We start from the raw sequence: 15,425 nt of genomic DNA on the forward strand, positions 1-15,425 counted from the left end.
ATAGCTTTCCATCGTTCTGGATCGAGTAAGAAAGGCCTGCCTGCCGCAATTTAAGCAGCTCTGCGTGTCAATCGGCTTGCAAATTTGGCTATGACGCAATTTTGGTGCAGCTCTATTCCGCGCCGATTAATCTGGCTTGAAGCAGATCGATGTTCCCGCGGCCATACATCTGACGTCTGACAAGCTTCAGGCGGGTGAGTTGACCCTCAGTCTGTCCGTTCGACCAGGACGATGTGATAGCCGCTCGAACCGCCGCTTCATCCCTCGAGACGCCATTAGCGAACGAGGCGACGAGACTCGCGCGGGCGTGCTCTATCCATGGGACAAGTCCCGCCTCAACCTTGCGCCGGATCATCAAATGGAATTGGGCTATAATCTCGCGTGCCTCTACCAAGGTTGGTACGCCGGCTTCGATCGCTGCAACAAGGACCGTCTCCGCTTTGGTGAGCAAGTCGCACCCGATTGTCATGAGGCGTGCGATTTTTCTGGCGGACGGAAGCCGCTGAAGGTTTTGCGCATCGGTCTTTTCGGCCCGTCGTCTGCGGGTCGCCCACTCGCTGATGACGCGGAGCGAGCCTCGGAAGCCACGCAACTTGAGGCGACGCCAGAGTTCAGCTCCATTTCGATAGCCAGACGCCCACTGATCGTCCGGCCATGGCAGGTGCTGATCGAGTGAGCTCTCGCGGGTCCGGAAGACATCATGGCGTTCACCGCGTATCACCTGTCGTACCAGCTTCCTGCTATAGCCAGTCTGACGCACGATCTGCTTGATCGGTGTACCGCTCTTCGACAAACCCAGGATGACCACATTGGTCTCCTCGCGGCGCAAGTAGCCCTCATACTGGAGACGCTCGGCAGCTGTTAGCAGCTTGGGATCAATCGTGGTCGCACCGATGACTGTGCGTATCTGGCGCATCGATTTGCGGACGGCGTCGAGGAAGGCCCGACTGGCGTTCTCCATTGGATGCCAACGATCCGCGACCTGTATCGCCTGCGGCAGGGCTTTTGCCGCGGCTTCGCCATATCCGCCACCACTGTCACGAGCCACGATCGCGATCGTCGGATGAGCAGCGAGGCAGGCTTGGGCAGTCGCGGGTTCGCGATCCGGCAGCAGCGTGACAATTCGGCGCTTTTCCAGATTGCACACGATGCTGGCGTACCGGTGATTGCGCCGCCAGGCCCAATCGTCAATGCCGATGACTCGAAGCGGATCAGATGGCGGACGGCTACGGCGTCGGACCACGCGCAGCAGCGTATCCTTACTCACTGGCAACATCAGCCTCTTTGCAAAGCCTGCCGCCGGTCGTCCGCCAAGCGCCAGACCAAGGTGATGGACGATTGAGTCCAGTCTCGCCGTGCGTCGAGCCGACGGAGCCAGCACCCCCTCAGCAAAGCGTTCGGTGAAGATTTGACGCCCGCACAGTACGGCATCGCAACGGAAGCGGCGGGCAATCACCAGAAGCTGTACTATCCGCCCAGAGAGCGGCAGATCGGACACATGTCGTCGATACCGGCTATGGATACGTCTGGAAACCGTTCCGCACGACGGACACAAGCCAAACCTTCCAGACGCCCGGACAGTAATAACCACCTTATCGCCTTCGTAGTACGCACTTTCTACAACAAACCCGCGCGGCACCAGACTGGAGCGCTGGACTGCTTGCTGCATGGCGGCTGATTCTCCCCCCAATCAAAACGCCAGACGTCCCTCGAACTGCATCAAAAGTGAGTCAGAGCCAATTTTGGACGCCGATCCCCCGGCTTAGGGGGTCAATATTGCAGGCCGAATGACACTCTGCGTCGGACCAACCGGAATTGCTCCGCTGAGGAATAACTCCTTTGAATTCAGGTAAATCCTCAGGGCTTGTACGAAGGAGAATACGGAGTACCTCTCGGGCCGTATAGTTCTCGGGTCCATGTCTCTTCACGTCGAGGAACACGGCGCGGTCGGCCTTGATCAGCACGAAGAGACACTCATCTGTCCGCTCCACCTTGTCTGGCGCGACGAAATGCGACCCAAGATGAAAGTGGCTGATCTGCCAGTCGTTAAACATCAAGTCTGCGAACGCGTCCTCCTTGCGCTTGCGCACCCTGTCACTCAACCAAGGTGAAACATCGCGTCCGCGCTCAAGCTCTGCCTTCAATTGCTCGATGGCAGGATAGGTAGCCGTCAGTGCCGCAACTTTCCGCGAGACTATCACGGTACGACGGCGGCGAGGAACTATCCGCGCTTGGTAGTGCATCCAATCCAGCACAGCGATGGCGGTCAGCGGGCTAGGTTGAGGAGCGAAGTCACGTTCAATCAGGTTTCTGAGGTCCGCCTCTGTTTCATCAAACCATTGCATCAAAACTTAACCTTCGTCTCCGCATGACGCCACCTCCGGCAGCAGCTCAGTCCTCCTCAGTTTCATCTATGAAACTACACTTACCATCCAAGCCGTAATCATTCTTTGCAAGCAGATTTCGTTCAAGCACGAGCGCGCCAGCCCCTTACCTTTGGGCTCTTGCGGATCAATTCCGCGTCAAGCCAGCGCATTATCTGTTTGTATTGAAAACCTTCGATCATGTCATCGGTGATCAAGACCCCATCGATTTCGAGCCTTTCGCCATAGCCAAACACCTCCGTAATACGCCTATTTAGCCTTGCCTTACGGAGGTTCAGGACCTTGCGAAAGATGTTCCCGATGCGAGTAACTGTCCTGCGGACCTCCGTGGCCTGTCCCTTTGCAAGCAATCCCTCAAAGACCTTCAGTTCTTCCAGGGCGGCGGTTAGACTGCTATCCGAAAGTTTGGGGAGCCATCGAACGTCTGAACGGCGCGGATTACCTTGTGTATATACGGCTCCAACTGACGCAACCGAGACAACTTCGGGGTCACCAAACCGCTCTACCGCGTCCACGAGTGACGGCAATCCATCAACCGTGAGGCTCAAGCTGGCGTGCGGCATCGCACTACCGAAAGTTGGCAGGTTGGTTCGACCGGAAATCCAGCCGTAAATGACGTCGGTCAACCGCCGAGCCGTCTCGATTTCCGTGGCGTTCATTGAAAGGGACTGGTCCGAAATACTGAGTTCCGCTCTTTTTTTCTCAGTCCGCGTCATCGTTTCAAAATACAAGTTCGGATTAAAATAGTTTGGCCACCACGGATTGATCGGGAGCTTGTTATCCTTCCTAAGTATCGTCACATTTGCCGTTTCGGGAAGCTGGTCTTGCAGTGAGCCGCGCCAGTACGTGAGAAGCTTTTGAGGCTCCCCACGCAGCGAAAGCCGCACCTTGATACCACCGTGCTGCATGCAGCCTCCGTTGACTAGCCGAATTGATTTTCACTGCCCGGCTATTTGAGCCGACCACTTGGGATCGAACCTCCTGCAGGCCACTTCGGGACTTTGTTCCGGGCCTAACGAGGTTGCGCGCGGGGCAACAAACGCAAATGTAGCGTCAAGACACTACCTGATTCTTAATCGCCGCAGGAGCCATGCAAAACGGAATCGCCGGGATCCCTCGGCGGGTGCTGGATCACCGCAGGGTCATCACTGGTCAGGAACGGATGTTCGGACCGTTAATTAGTACATCGCATCCGAAGCGCGATGCCAGAGCCTCAATATTGGCCCCGAGATTATCTCGAAACCAAGTGCCCATTGGGTGATCGGCGAGCTGCTGAGCTTCATCTAAGCTCATGCTCGGTCCTTTCGACAATGATGGAATTGGCAGAACGTTAGGATCGATCCGAATCGAGCGCGCTTGTTCTACAACGTGAGCCCGTTGGTCAGATATGAAGTTGATCCTGTGGGGAGGCCTCGCCAACATCGCGCCTGTGGAAACATAAAGAGCGGCAACATCCTCTTGTGAGATATCCTGTCCGGCTTCCAATCGGTTTCGGACCCTTACAAAGCCGTCCTCCCACTGCCCGAAAGCGTTCTCAATACTCAGGTCTCGACCGCCCTCGCTAAAAATCGTGTATAGGTCTGGCATGTGGAAGATATTTTGAAGCGCGCGTTTCGTATGTTCATTCCCGTCACGAGCGAAAATACGCACGTACGGGTCATAGTGGGCTGGGCAATCGGGATCAGCCCAAGCATCCAAATAAGAAGACGACACCCAGTGCCGATGTTTCCTGTCCATTCGCTTGGCTCACCGAAAGTCCCGGTCTGGCCAAAAAAACGAAAAGACCGTCCGGGCCTTGGTGTAGGATGCACCACTGGGTGCGAATCACCGCATCCCAACCTGCGGAGTATAGCGTAATGGCCAACGATCCTTTCAAGGGAACGCGCGTCGTCGGTGATAGTGCCCACCCGAAGGCGATTGAGCCGTTCACAAAGTCATTCAATCCGAAGCCCGCTGACCCGGGCGCTACGGTGCAGCCGAAGGCTCCTCTTGCTCCTGCCGAGACCGGTCAAAAGCCGCCCCCAGCCAAGAACGATTAGGCTTCCGAAGATATCGCACTGTTATGCGCTTGATTCGCGCTGCTGGAACGTAGGTGATGCGGTCTCCGTAAGCCGCATCCCTGAGCCTAAGTTGAGGTTTTTCTGTTCCATCTGCCAATGAAATGTCGGTTACGTAGAGTGCGATGTCGCCGTTCGGTCCTAATTGAAAAGGCCCAAAAGGTGCTTTGGTGAACTCCACAGCATTCTCACAACTCAGCCAAGAATCATCGTCCAGTAACACGGCGACCTGCGTAACGTAGCACTTGGTATTTTCGCTTAGGCTCGCGAGTGCGGAGGGATCATCATTCGCCCACGTAATATTGGCTGCCCTGAGAGACCATCCAATAAGGGGCCTACCGAGTTTTCTCCAGAAAGCGCCTGAGATGACCGTTACGGCAAACGCCAGTCCGCTAGACCGCAAAGGCTCGACGCCGTGCTTGGCCGCCAGCGCAAGGACCCCCGTCGCAATCAAGCTGAAGACCAAGGAAATGAAGGCCACGTCAACCGTCTTCTGACGGTCCCGCAGCCCGGTGTACGCCAGCACGTAGGCCGCATATCCGCTGGCAAGAGGGACCTGCAAGTCCCAAGGGAGCTTTAAGAGGTCTTCCGCGCTCATCGCTCTTCTCGTCCTTCTGGCGCTAGCTCTGAGACATCGTAAAGGAAAACAGGGGTTCGACGTTAACCTCATGCTTTGCTGCTGCAGTGCGCCAAATTTTCCAAGATGTCACTGGAGCATGCGTCCTGCGGTGAACATCGACTGGTTTGAACGCTTTCAAATCGAACGCGATGGCCCTTAACCGAATGTCGTCTGGAGGGCGATTTAAATTGATGGCAACTACGGTTTCACCAACGTGAATTACCCCATGTTTTTCTGCGTACCGGCTGTTGCCGGGAAACGAGTTGGCGTCAAAGGTAAGGTCTAGTAGCCATTCTCCACCGAAGGACATGCACATCAATCCTTCGATGGACATGCTCATAAAGAATGGCGGACGCGCCTCGTCGTTCGTTTCCAGAAAAGCGCAGACTGCGCCGTTTTCCGTTTGTCGCATAATGATGGCCAACGCTGATGCGCCTCGTAAATCAAACCTTACAAGGTCACCCGGTGTAGCCTCCCTTAGTTCCATTAGCTGAACATCTGGCAAAACAATCATCAGGCTCTCCTTGGGCGGAGGCAGTTTTCTGCAAACCCCCTGCGAATCGCTCAGTCCTAAGCACTTCAGTTCAGCACCGGCCCAAAGCCATGCAAAACGGAATCGCTGGGATTCCTAAATGTACCTACAGGACTTTCGACCGCTCTGTTACAAATTAACCGTCCGCGCGGCTGCCCCCGAATCGCCGCCTGCGCTGCCTCCGGATTGCAGCACAGGATTGACGGCTCTCAATACGGCTGCACCTGAACTGGAGAAAATGGCGAATTTGACCGCGGGCCCGTCAACTATGATCGAACCCAGGCTCGCCGACAGTCTCTGCAAAACGGGGATACGCGGGTGTGACCTGAGACATTCGCCGATTGTCGCCCGCGATTGCCGATTTGGGAGTTTGGAGACGAAGTCGAACGCGCGAAAGGCCGGCATTTCCGGCCCATTCTCGCGTTTTCTGGGGAGCCTGCCGGAACGCCGGAGTTAGCTGCCTGGGGTGGAACGTATCAAACGGCCGAATCCTGAAGAACGGCGCCCTGAGCTGTCGCTAAAACCGGGCGGCTCAGCTACAGCCCCCTTCGAAAGTGCCAAGGTTTACTCTTTTCTTCCGAGAGCTTCGGCATCGTGAAATGGTGTCACCTTGTTACCGCGTCTTTATTTGGACGCGGCTGACATCCCGGGCAAGATCGGCTCGGTCGACTTAATACCGGTGATGTCTTGCAACGTGGCCGACGCGACCGGAATTGTGCGGTCCGGGTCAAATTCAAAGAGCCCGACAAGATACTTATAATAGTCGGGCTGTTTTGCTTTAAGCTTTTCGCGCGTGAAGGGTTCCTTGTCGTCTTTGCCATAGAGAAACACACTCGCCGTCACCGCAAAGAATTCTTTTTGATCGGTCATAACATATGCATCGGCGGGGTAGAACTGTTTGCTTTTCGCAAGATTGTAATGGACCAAAATTCCGGGGTTTTGAAATCCCTGCGGCATCAACCGGTTGTGGAAGGCGTGGAGAAGTTCGTGAAGGATGACCGGATTTTGCCCGTCGAACTTGAGTATCGGGCGAACCATGACGATGCCACCTTCGACGTCGGAGGCTAAGTATACGGGGTCTTTGTTAATCCACTGAGACCTCTCACCGTCCCAAACCGTCATCTCGCGAGATGCAGGTTCAGAGTGCTCGGGTACTGCTGGACCGTAGCAAGCGGGTGCGGCGAATTCTTTTTCCAGGCATGACAATTCGTTCGCGACGATCGGTACCGTGCGGAAATATCCAAGCACGCGCGGGCTTAATCCAACGTTCTCTACGATGTCGATTTGATGATGCAGCGCTTCAGAAATTACCGCGAAGTCTTGCCGATCGGCGAACTTCGATAGGTCGAGGTAATAGCCGCGATAATTCTTCTCAATCGGATCTGTGCGGCTGGCCTTCCCGTCGCTGAGAATCGCCTGTTCGGCACGAACAGCACCAGCGTTGCCAGCGGCAGGGAGCAGAATGGCCGCCGCGAACAGCGAGGCCCGCGATAATTTTCGCATGATTTTCCTCCTCGATCTTCAGGTGGGTTCTACTCGCTCAAACGTGTATTATACGTTAAAGCGTGTGGCGGTGCGCCTGCCGCAATGGATCATCCTCATGGATGACAGGGCGGGATTCTCAATCGGCTAGGCGTATTTTGGCCCGCAATCTCAGGAAGCTGCGGCTTGAGCGCGGATGGTCACAAGAGGACCTCGCTGCCGAGGCTGGAATGCGACAGGCCTTGGTAAGCGCCATCGAAGTCGGTGCCGCAAATCCGACGTTGACCTCGCTGGAAAAGCTCGCGGCAACTCTCGGCATCACGCTCGCTGAACTTTTCGGACACTAGCATCGTTCTCGTGACGACTGGCGACATAATTCCATTGAAGCGCTCGCCCTGGACGCATTCCGCGCCGCGGTTTTGAATTAACGATTTGTTAACGATTTACTTTTTGGCGGCTACATCTGCGAGGCACATGTCTCGGCGCGCGCGAGGGGGGTGGCCTGTCCATGCCTCCCCGGGGGTGAGAAGGGCGCACCCCTAGCCCCAATGCGGCGATAGCACGCGGCCGATTGCGGTCGCAGCAACCGTCACCGCGGGGCGAGCCATGAAGCGTGATCTTTACACGGAGGTCTCTGCGCGCATTGTTGCGGAGATGGAGGCGGGCGCAGTGCCATGGGTCAAGCCGTGGTCGGCTACGCCCGGCGCCAATACACCGTGCAACGCCGCGACCAACCGGCCCTACTCTGGATGCAACGTCGTCCTTCTTTGGATGGCCCAGGCTAACGGCTATGCGACGCCGCGCCACCTGACGTTTAAGCAGGCTTCGGAGGCGGGAGGCAACGTTCGCAAGGGCGAACGCGGCACTAAAGTGTATTTCGTCAAACAGCTCCAAATCCGCGACAAGAGCGCGGAGGATGCCACCGCGACGCGCGTCGTCCCAATGATGCGCGAGTACACCGTTTTCAATGTCGATCAGTGCGAGAACCTGCCCACGCGGATCATAACTCCCAGTGAGTTCAAACTGCGTAACTCGGACCAGCGCGACGCTACGATTGACGAGTTTCTCGCGAGTGGCGGCGCCACCATCCGCGAAGGCGTCGGCGAAGCTTATTACCGGCCCAGCGACGACGTAATCAACCTGCCCCGGTTCGAGGCATTCAAGAATGCCGCGCATTTCTATTCAACGGCGTTCCATGAGCTTGGCCACTGGACCGGCCACAAATCGCGGCTAGCTCGTGACCTGCGCCACCGCTTCGGCGAAAGGGCCTACGCGGCCGAGGAGCTGGTAGCCGAGCTGTGCTCAGCGTTCCTGTGTGCCGAGTTCTCGGTCGACGGCGATCTGCGGCACGCCGGCTATATCCAAAACTGGATTGGCCTCCTGAAGGCCGACAGCCGCGCATTCTTCACGGCGTGCAGCAAGGCACAAGCCGCCGCCGACTACCTCCGCGGCTTGACGCTGTCCGATGGGCAAAACGATGCCGCCGCTTAGGGCAGAGAGAGGCGCGGCACCGATGGCAAATTCTAAGTTTAACCCGCTCTACGCTACCCATCCGCTAATCGGCGTTGCTATCGAAGTGTTCTACGCAGACCGCACCCTGGAAACATTTGGCAGGTGCGGCCCTGGCTGGTTTTGGTGGTACCGCCGACGCGGGTTTGCCCCAGACGGCGAGCGTAGAGGGCCGTTCGCCAGCAGCTACGCGGCTTATCGGGATGCGGTGAGCTTGGCCAGGTACTTGCCCGCCCAGCCCCCAAGCGGGCGGATTGCATCCTCCCGGATGGGCCGGTCCAATGTCCCACCCATTGTTCGTGCACGCCCGCATGCCAATTTTGCGGTTCGCGGTTGCAAGGGGGTTGCAATACGACTGCTACAAGAAAAGGGCCGGCGCCGGACGACGAAAAAACCTTCGAAAATCAATCGATTAATGGTGCCCAGGGGCGGGATCGAACCACCGACACTGCGATTTTCAGTCGCATGCTCTACCAACTGAGCTACCTGGGCACTTTCCGAACCCGCGAACGGGGGTCGGGAGCGCCGGTTTATAGTCAGGCCGGGCGGCCCTGTCCACCACGCTTCGCCTTCGGCTTCGCGTGGCGCAGCCGCGCGGACGAAGGCGAAGCGTGTCCGGCGTAGCCCGCAGGGCGAAGACGGACGAGCCATCCGCTAACTACTTAAAACGCTTATGAAATTCGCTTATTCCGTATCCTGGTCGTCTTCCGGCTTGCCGGGAACGACGTAGGAGCCGGACAGCCATCGGTTCAGATCGACGTCGCGGCAGCGCGGGGAGCAGAACGGCTCTGCGGCCACGGTGGCAGGCTTGCCACAGATCGGGCAAGGCTTGCTCGAGGCAGGCTTGGTGGCGGCCGGCTTGCCGGACGGCTTTCCAGGGGCCTGGTCCGGCGGCTTAACTGGCATTCAACCAGCCGAAGCGAATCGGAAAGCCCTCGCCGCCGAGCAGCGTGATCGACTCATAGAGCGGCAGGCCGACGATATTGGTGTAGGAGCCGACCATCTTGACCACGAACGATCCGGCGATGCCCTGCACCGCATAGCCGCCGGCTTTGCCGCGCCATTCGCCGGAACCGATATAGGCCTGGATATCGTCCTCGCTCAGGCGCTTGAAGCGCACCCGCGTCTCGATCAGGCGCTGGCGAAAGCTCTCCTTCGGTGTCACCAGGCAAACCGCCGTGTAGACGCGGTGGTTGCGGCCCGACAACAGCCGCAGGCATTGCGAGGCCTCGTCGACCAGATTGGCTTTCGGCAGGATGCGGCGGCCGACCGCGACCACGGTGTCGGCGGCGAGGATGAAGGCGCCGCGCAGTTCGTCGTCGAGCTGCACTGATTTCAGCGCCGCGTCCGCCTTGGCCCGGGCCAGCCGGTTGGCGCAGGCGCGCGGCAGCTCGCCCCGCCGCGGGGTCTCGTCGACATCGGCCGGACGCAGCGCATCGGGCTCGATGCCGGCCTGGTTGAGCAGGCTGAGCCGTCGCGGCGAACCGGAGGCGAGAACGAATTTGGGGCGGCCTAGCATGATGAATTTGGCTGGGGGAGGATTCGGGGTAAATTCGCGCGGAACCTATCGGAAGGGCTTCTCTGAAACAACCCATCGTCGTCCCCGCGGACGCGGGGACCCATAGCCCCTAGCCTCCATTGTTCGAAGAAATATGACACGGGCGCCTTCCTTCATCATAACCCTCACGGCGTATGGGTCCCCGCGTGCGCGGGGACGACGTGATCAACCGCGTCGTCCCTACATCAGCCGCTCGCCGCCCCGACCTTGGAAAACCGCTTGCGGATCCGCAGCAACAGTCCGTCGCAGACCTCCCGATAGGCTTCGAGCTTCTGCTCGCGGTTGCCCTCGGCGCCGGTCGGATCATGCGTCGGCCAATATTCCACGTCGGCGGCCAGCGTGTGGGTCAGTTCCAGCGCCTTGTGATGCGCCTCGGGCGACAGCGTGATGATGAGGTCGAAATTGAGCCCTTCCCAATCGTCGAGTTCCTCGAACGTCATCGGCCGGTGGCTGGAAATGTCCTGGCCCAGTTCCGCCATCACCGCGACCGCGAACGGGTCGAGCTCGCCTTTCTTGACGCCGGCCGATCTGACGTAAAGCGCCTGCGGAAACATGTGCTTGAGCAGGCTTTCGGCCATTGGCGAACGCACGCTGTTGAAGCCGCACGAAAACAGCACGGCTTGCGGAGCCCGCGCGCGCGGCGGCGTCACCATGCGCCTAGGTTTCTCTCAGATCGGGCACGCTCCTAAACGGGATCATGCGATTTAAGTGCCGCATGATCTGATCCGAAAACCGGAACCCACTTTGCGCTAACGCGGCCCTTCGGGTCGGGATCATGCTTCGCCCTTCCAGTGCAGCACGCAGATCAGCGTGAACAGCCGGCGCGAGGTTTCGAAATCGACCCGTACCTTGCCCTTCAACCGCTCCTGCAGCGTGCGCGAACCATCGTCATGAATGCCCCTGCGGCCCATGTCGATGGCCTCGATCTTGTCCGGCGTAGCTGTCCGGATCGCCTGATAATAGCTGTCGCAGATCATGAAATAGTCTTTCACGATCCGCCGGAACGGCGTCAGCGACAACAGATGCGCCACCACGGGCGTGCCGTCCTCATGGCGGATGTCGAACATCAGCCGGCTGCCGGTGATGCCGAGATGCAAGGTGAACGGGCCCTTGCCGGCGCCCTCGGGCGCGAACAGGTTCTTTTCGACCAGATCATAGATCGCGATCGCGCGCTCGTGCTCGATGTCGGGACCGGAGCGCCCGATCGATTCCTCATCGAGCGTCACCGCGACGATGCGATTGTCTGAATCATCCATCGGGGGCGGCTTGGTCATGCCGGATCGATGGGCAGATTGAGTCGGATTCCGACCGAACGGGCGTGGGCATCGAGCCCTTCCGCCTTGCCCAGCGTCATCGCCGCCGGGCCCAGCGCCCGCAACTGATCCGGCCCGCATTTGAGGATCGAGGTTCGCTTCATGAAGTCGAGCACGCCGAGGCCCGACGAGAACCGCGCCGAGCGCGCCGTCGGCAGCACGTGGTTGGAGCCGCCGACATAGTCGCCGATCGCCTCCGGCGTATGCGGTCCGAGAAAGATCGCGCCGGCATTGCGCACCTTGGCCGACAGCGCTTCCGGATCCGCGGTCATGATCTCCAGATGCTCGGCAGCGATGTCATTGGCAAGCTGCGCGGCATCGTCGAGCGTGCCGACCAGAATGATGGCGCCGAACTCGTTCCACGAGGCGCTGGCGATTGCCGCGCGCGGCAGTGTCTTCAATTGCGATTCCACCGCGCGCTCGACCTCATCGGCCAATGTCGCATCGTCGGTGATCAGGATCGATTGCGCGCTGGCATCGTGCTCGGCCTGCGCCAGCAGATCGGCCGCAATCCAGCCGGCATTACCGGTGCGGTCGGCAATGACCAGCACTTCCGAGGGACCGGCGATCATGTCGATGCCGACCTTACCGAACACCAGCCGCTTGGCGGCGGCGACATAGGCGTTGCCGGGGCCGACGATCTTGGCGACCGGCGCGATGGTCGCGGTGCCCCAGGCCAGCGCCGCCACGGCCTGCGCGCCGCCGACGCGGTAGATCTCGGACACGCCGCCGAGCTGGGCCGCCGCCAGCACCAGCGGATTGAGCTTGCCGTCGGGCGACGGCACCACCATCACCAGCCGCGGCACCCCGGCCACGCGCGCCGGCACCGCGTTCATCAGCACCGAGGAGGGATAGGCCGCGGTGCCGCCCGGAACATAAAGTCCGACGGCATCGATCGCGCTCCAGCGCCAGCCCAGTTCGACGCCCAGCGCATCGGTGAAGCGCTCGTCCTTGGGCAATTGGCGCCGGTGAAAAATCTCGATCCGGTCGCGCGCGAATTTCAGCGCGTCGAGCGTCGGGCCGTCGCAGGCCTTTGCCGCCGCATCGATCTCGGCCGCCGTCACCCGCAACCCGCCGGCCTCGATGTCGAGCCGGTCGAACTTGCGCGTCGCCTCGATCAGGGCTGTGTCGCCGCGCGCCGCCACATCATCGACGATGGCCCGGGTCGCCCGCTCGACATCGGCGGACGCTTCGCGCTTGGCAGCGAGAAACGCCCCGAAGCGCTCGGCGAAATCGGGGCTGCGGCGGTCCAGGCGAACGGGCATGGCGGCTTTCTTTAAGGGTTGGATCGAAGGCCTATGCTCAATGGCGCGGCGGCCAATGGCCGTCAACCCTTTGGATATCGTCGAAATTGAGCCGTAGCTGGGGTATGGCCCAATCAGGCATCCAGCCCGGACGGCTCGACCCCGAGTTCGGAGGTCCCGAGATCGTCGGCGCCGAGGTCGGCCAATTCGCATTCGAGACATTCGACGTCGAGCCGGAGCGCTCCGCCGCTGCCAAACAGCAGCATCACGCTGCCGCCGGGGGCTTCCCCGGGGTTAAACTCGATCCCGAGCAATTCGAGGGCGGGTTCCGCCGCCTCCAGATCGATATTGCGCGACTTGCAGGACAGCACGCGGTCGAACCGCAGCGCCGATATCAGCCGGCGCGGGGTGGCTTCTCCCGCCATCGTCTGTTCCCAGTCGAGCCGGCTCATGCCGACCACCAGCCGCTTTTCGCCCTGCCGCCAAATGATGTCGGCGGCGTGCAGGCGGGCTTCCTGGACATGGGCGGAGATCACCGCGAGGTCCTCGGTATCGAGCGCAATCAGTTTGAGCTGGGCCGTCATCGATCGCACCTTGAATTTTGACGCATATTCTTTCGCAAAACCGGCATCCACTTTTGCGGAATATGCGTGAACCTTTAATTTAATCGCTGATGCGCTGGATGGACGCGCCGCAGGCCGACAGCTTTTCCTCAAGCCGCTCAAATCCGCGGTCGAGATGGTAGACGCGATTGACCATGGTCTCGCCTTCGGCCGCGAGCCCCGCGATCACCAGTGACACCGAGGCGCGCAGATCGGTCGCCATCACGGGGGCGCCGCGCAGTCTGGCGATGCCGTCGATGGTCGCGGTCTCGCCGTCGAGCCGGATCCGCGCGCCGAACCGCGCCAGTTCCTGCACATGCATGAACCGGTTCTCGAAGATCGTCTCGGTGATCTGCGAGGCGCCGCTGGCGCAGGCCATCAACGCCATCAGCTGCGCTTGCAGGTCGGTGGGAAAGCCCGGAAACGGCGCGGTCGAGACCGTCACCGGCCCGATCCCGGCGCCGTTGCGGGCCACCCGGATGCCGTCATTGTTGACGGTGATATCGGCGCCGGCCTTGGTCAACACATCGAGCGCCGATTGCAACAGTTCCGGCCGCGCGCCGGATAGCTGCACGTCGCCGCCGGTCATCGCCACCGCCATCGCATAGGTGCCGGTTTCGATCCGGTCGGGCAGCACGGTGTGCCGCGCGCCGTGGAGTTTGGCGACGCCTTCGACGACGATACGCGTGGTGCCGGCGCCGGAAATCCGCGCGCCCATCTTGTTGAGGCAATCGGCGACGTCGGAGATTTCCGGCTCGCAGGCCGCGTTGGTGATGACGGTGGTGCCCTTGGCCAAGGTCGCCGCCATCAGCGCGACATGGGTGCCGCTGACCGTGACCTTGGGAAATTCGATATCGGCGCCTTTCAGGCCGCCGGGCGCCTTGGCGATCACATAGCCGCCGTCGATGGCGATGTCGGCGCCGAGCTTTTCCAGCGCCATGATCAGGAGGTCGACCGGCCGGGTGCCGATGGCGCAGCCGCCCGGCAGCGACACCTTGGCCTCATGCATCCGCGCCAGCAGCGGCGCGATCACCCAGAAGCTCGCGCGCATCCGCGACACCAGCTCATAGGGCGCGGTGGTGTCGATGATGTCGGTCGCCGAAATGTGCAGGGTCTGGCCCTGATATTGATGATCGCCGGGGCGCTTGCCCACCGAGGTGATATCGACGCCGTGGTTGCCGAGAATGCGCTGCAATTGCGCGACGTCGGCGAGCCGCGGCACGTTATCGAGAATCAGCGTCTGTTCGGACAAAAGGCCCGCGATCATCAAGGGCAGCGCGGCATTCTTGGCGCCCGAGATCGGAATGGTGCCGTTCAGCTTGTTGCCGCCGACGATACGAATGCGATCCATGCCAATTCCCGCTGATTGCTATCGGTAAAGTATAGGGCGAACCGCCCCCCCATGGCAAAAGCGTGAAATTTGAGGCGATTTCATGAGGTTGAGAGCGAAAACGACAGGCCGCTGTCAGAACCGGTTGATGTCCTCGCTCTCCAGCACCCGCTTCGGATAGCCATCGCGCGCGACGCTGATCATGGCGCGGCCGACCCGCTCGGTCGTCGTCATATACTGCGGTGAGGTGCGGGCGAGCCGCGCCAACAGCGGCGATGCCACGACATAGATCGCATTGATCCAGGCGGTCTTCGACCGAACGCCATACAAAGGCTGGATACCCGCGGGACGAAACATATAGGCCGCCTTGAACGGCAGCTTGAGCAGGTCGTTCTCGGTCTTGCCTTTCACGCGCGCCCATCTCAGCGACCCGTGCTCGGTACTGTCGGTGCCGCGCCCGGTGACATAGGTGAACACCATGCCGGGATTGAGTCTTGCCAGCATCGTCGCGGTCGCCATGGTCAGATCATAGGTCAGATGCCGGTAGCGCTGCGCGTCCATGCCGACCGACGAGACGCCAAGACAGAAAAAGCAGGCGTCATAACCCGTGAGCTCGGATTCGATCGCGGAAAAATCGAGGAAATCCTGGTGCAGGATTTCCTGGAGTTTTGCGTTTTGTTGGCCGGTCGGGCTGCGCCCGACCACCAGCACGCGCTCGACGCCCGGATCGACCAGACATTCGCGCAGCACGCCCTGCCCGACCATGCCGGTGGCGCCGAACAGGATGACCTTCAT

At 60.1% G+C, this 15,425-nt stretch carries 17 protein-coding genes and 1 tRNA gene; 2 read left to right on the top strand and 16 right to left on the bottom strand.

The annotated features are described in order from the left end of the window. Positions 1 to 112 precede the first annotated feature (112 nt). The 7 genes from GSQ88_RS29830 to GSQ88_RS29860 all read right to left on the bottom strand — a co-directional run bounded on the left by GSQ88_RS29830 (position 113) and on the right by GSQ88_RS29860 (position 7,095). Positions 113 to 1,669: an ISL3 family transposase gene (locus tag GSQ88_RS29830; protein WP_159011373.1), complete on the bottom strand. Its 1,557-nt coding sequence runs from the start codon at positions 1,667 to 1,669 to the stop codon at positions 113 to 115. Between the two features lie 61 nt (positions 1,670 to 1,730). Then, positions 1,731 to 2,345: a hypothetical protein gene (locus tag GSQ88_RS29835; protein WP_159011374.1), complete on the bottom strand. Its 615-nt coding sequence runs from the start codon at positions 2,343 to 2,345 to the stop codon at positions 1,731 to 1,733. A gap of 122 nt (positions 2,346 to 2,467) precedes the next feature. Further along, positions 2,468 to 3,292, bottom strand: coding sequence for a hypothetical protein (locus tag GSQ88_RS29840; protein WP_159011375.1), 825 nt, complete (start codon positions 3,290 to 3,292; stop codon positions 2,468 to 2,470). 244 nt (positions 3,293 to 3,536) lie between these two features. Beyond that, positions 3,537 to 4,121, bottom strand: coding sequence for a DUF4238 domain-containing protein (locus GSQ88_RS29845; RefSeq protein WP_159011376.1), 585 nt, complete (start codon positions 4,119 to 4,121; stop codon positions 3,537 to 3,539). 228 nt (positions 4,122 to 4,349) lie between these two features. Beyond that, the gene (locus GSQ88_RS29850; RefSeq protein WP_159011377.1) at positions 4,350 to 5,039 is read right to left on the bottom strand and encodes a hypothetical protein; all 690 of its coding nucleotides are present in this window, start codon (positions 5,037 to 5,039) and stop codon (positions 4,350 to 4,352) included. A 22-nt stretch (positions 5,040 to 5,061) separates the two neighbouring features. Next, positions 5,062 to 5,574, bottom strand: a complete 513-nt coding sequence (locus GSQ88_RS29855; protein ID WP_159011378.1) for a hypothetical protein — start codon at positions 5,572 to 5,574, stop codon at positions 5,062 to 5,064. A gap of 642 nt (positions 5,575 to 6,216) precedes the next feature. Further along, complete coding sequence (locus GSQ88_RS29860; protein ID WP_159011380.1) at positions 6,217 to 7,095, bottom strand: hypothetical protein; 879 nt, start codon at positions 7,093 to 7,095, stop codon at positions 6,217 to 6,219. A 101-nt stretch (positions 7,096 to 7,196) separates the two neighbouring features. Here GSQ88_RS29860 and GSQ88_RS29865 point away from each other — a divergent pair, with 101 nt between their 5' ends. Together GSQ88_RS29865 and GSQ88_RS29870 are read left to right on the top strand one after the other, a co-directional pair. Beyond that, positions 7,197 to 7,421: a helix-turn-helix transcriptional regulator gene (locus GSQ88_RS29865; protein ID WP_159011381.1), complete on the top strand. Its 225-nt coding sequence runs from the start codon at positions 7,197 to 7,199 to the stop codon at positions 7,419 to 7,421. A 259-nt stretch (positions 7,422 to 7,680) separates the two neighbouring features. After that, on the top strand, positions 7,681 to 8,565 hold the full coding sequence (locus GSQ88_RS29870) for an ArdC family protein (RefSeq protein ID WP_159011383.1): 885 nt from the start codon (positions 7,681 to 7,683) through the stop codon (positions 8,563 to 8,565). A 434-nt stretch (positions 8,566 to 8,999) separates the two neighbouring features. Here GSQ88_RS29870 and GSQ88_RS29875 read toward each other — a convergent pair. From GSQ88_RS29875 to GSQ88_RS29915, 9 genes are all read right to left on the bottom strand, one after another. After that, positions 9,000 to 9,075: transfer RNA gene (locus tag GSQ88_RS29875), tRNA-Phe, on the bottom strand. A gap of 192 nt (positions 9,076 to 9,267) precedes the next feature. Continuing rightward, positions 9,268 to 9,489, bottom strand: coding sequence for a DNA gyrase inhibitor YacG (gene yacG, locus GSQ88_RS29880; protein ID WP_159011384.1), 222 nt, complete (start codon positions 9,487 to 9,489; stop codon positions 9,268 to 9,270). Further along, positions 9,479 to 10,102, bottom strand: a complete 624-nt coding sequence (locus GSQ88_RS29885; RefSeq protein WP_159011387.1) for a Maf-like protein — start codon at positions 10,100 to 10,102, stop codon at positions 9,479 to 9,481. Before GSQ88_RS29885 ends, yacG begins: the two co-directional genes overlap by 11 nt. 224 nt (positions 10,103 to 10,326) lie before the next feature. Beyond that, positions 10,327 to 10,794: an arsenate-mycothiol transferase ArsC gene (locus GSQ88_RS29890; protein WP_159011389.1), complete on the bottom strand. Its 468-nt coding sequence runs from the start codon at positions 10,792 to 10,794 to the stop codon at positions 10,327 to 10,329. A gap of 120 nt (positions 10,795 to 10,914) precedes the next feature. Continuing rightward, complete coding sequence (locus tag GSQ88_RS29895) at positions 10,915 to 11,415, bottom strand: UPF0262 family protein (protein ID WP_159011391.1); 501 nt, start codon at positions 11,413 to 11,415, stop codon at positions 10,915 to 10,917. Beyond that, on the bottom strand, positions 11,412 to 12,719 hold the full coding sequence (hisD, locus tag GSQ88_RS29900; RefSeq protein ID WP_159011392.1) for a histidinol dehydrogenase: 1,308 nt from the start codon (positions 12,717 to 12,719) through the stop codon (positions 11,412 to 11,414). Before hisD ends, GSQ88_RS29895 begins: the two co-directional genes overlap by 4 nt. Positions 12,720 to 12,832: 113 nt before the next feature. Beyond that, on the bottom strand, positions 12,833 to 13,282 hold the full coding sequence (locus GSQ88_RS29905; protein ID WP_159011394.1) for a DUF2948 family protein: 450 nt from the start codon (positions 13,280 to 13,282) through the stop codon (positions 12,833 to 12,835). A gap of 79 nt (positions 13,283 to 13,361) precedes the next feature. Beyond that, positions 13,362 to 14,651 (bottom strand): UDP-N-acetylglucosamine 1-carboxyvinyltransferase, encoded by a 1,290-nt coding sequence (gene murA / locus GSQ88_RS29910; protein ID WP_159011395.1) that lies wholly within the window; start codon positions 14,649 to 14,651, stop codon positions 13,362 to 13,364. Between the two features lie 114 nt (positions 14,652 to 14,765). Further along, positions 14,766 to 15,425 carry an NAD-dependent epimerase/dehydratase family protein gene (locus GSQ88_RS29915; RefSeq protein ID WP_159011397.1) on the bottom strand — a complete coding sequence of 220 codons (660 nt, stop codon included), beginning with the start codon at positions 15,423 to 15,425 and terminating at the stop codon, positions 14,766 to 14,768.

It is taken from the genome of Bradyrhizobium sp. S69, from assembly GCF_009766005.1.
In the GTDB taxonomy this organism is placed as follows: Bacteria; Pseudomonadota; Alphaproteobacteria; order Rhizobiales; family Xanthobacteraceae; genus Bradyrhizobium.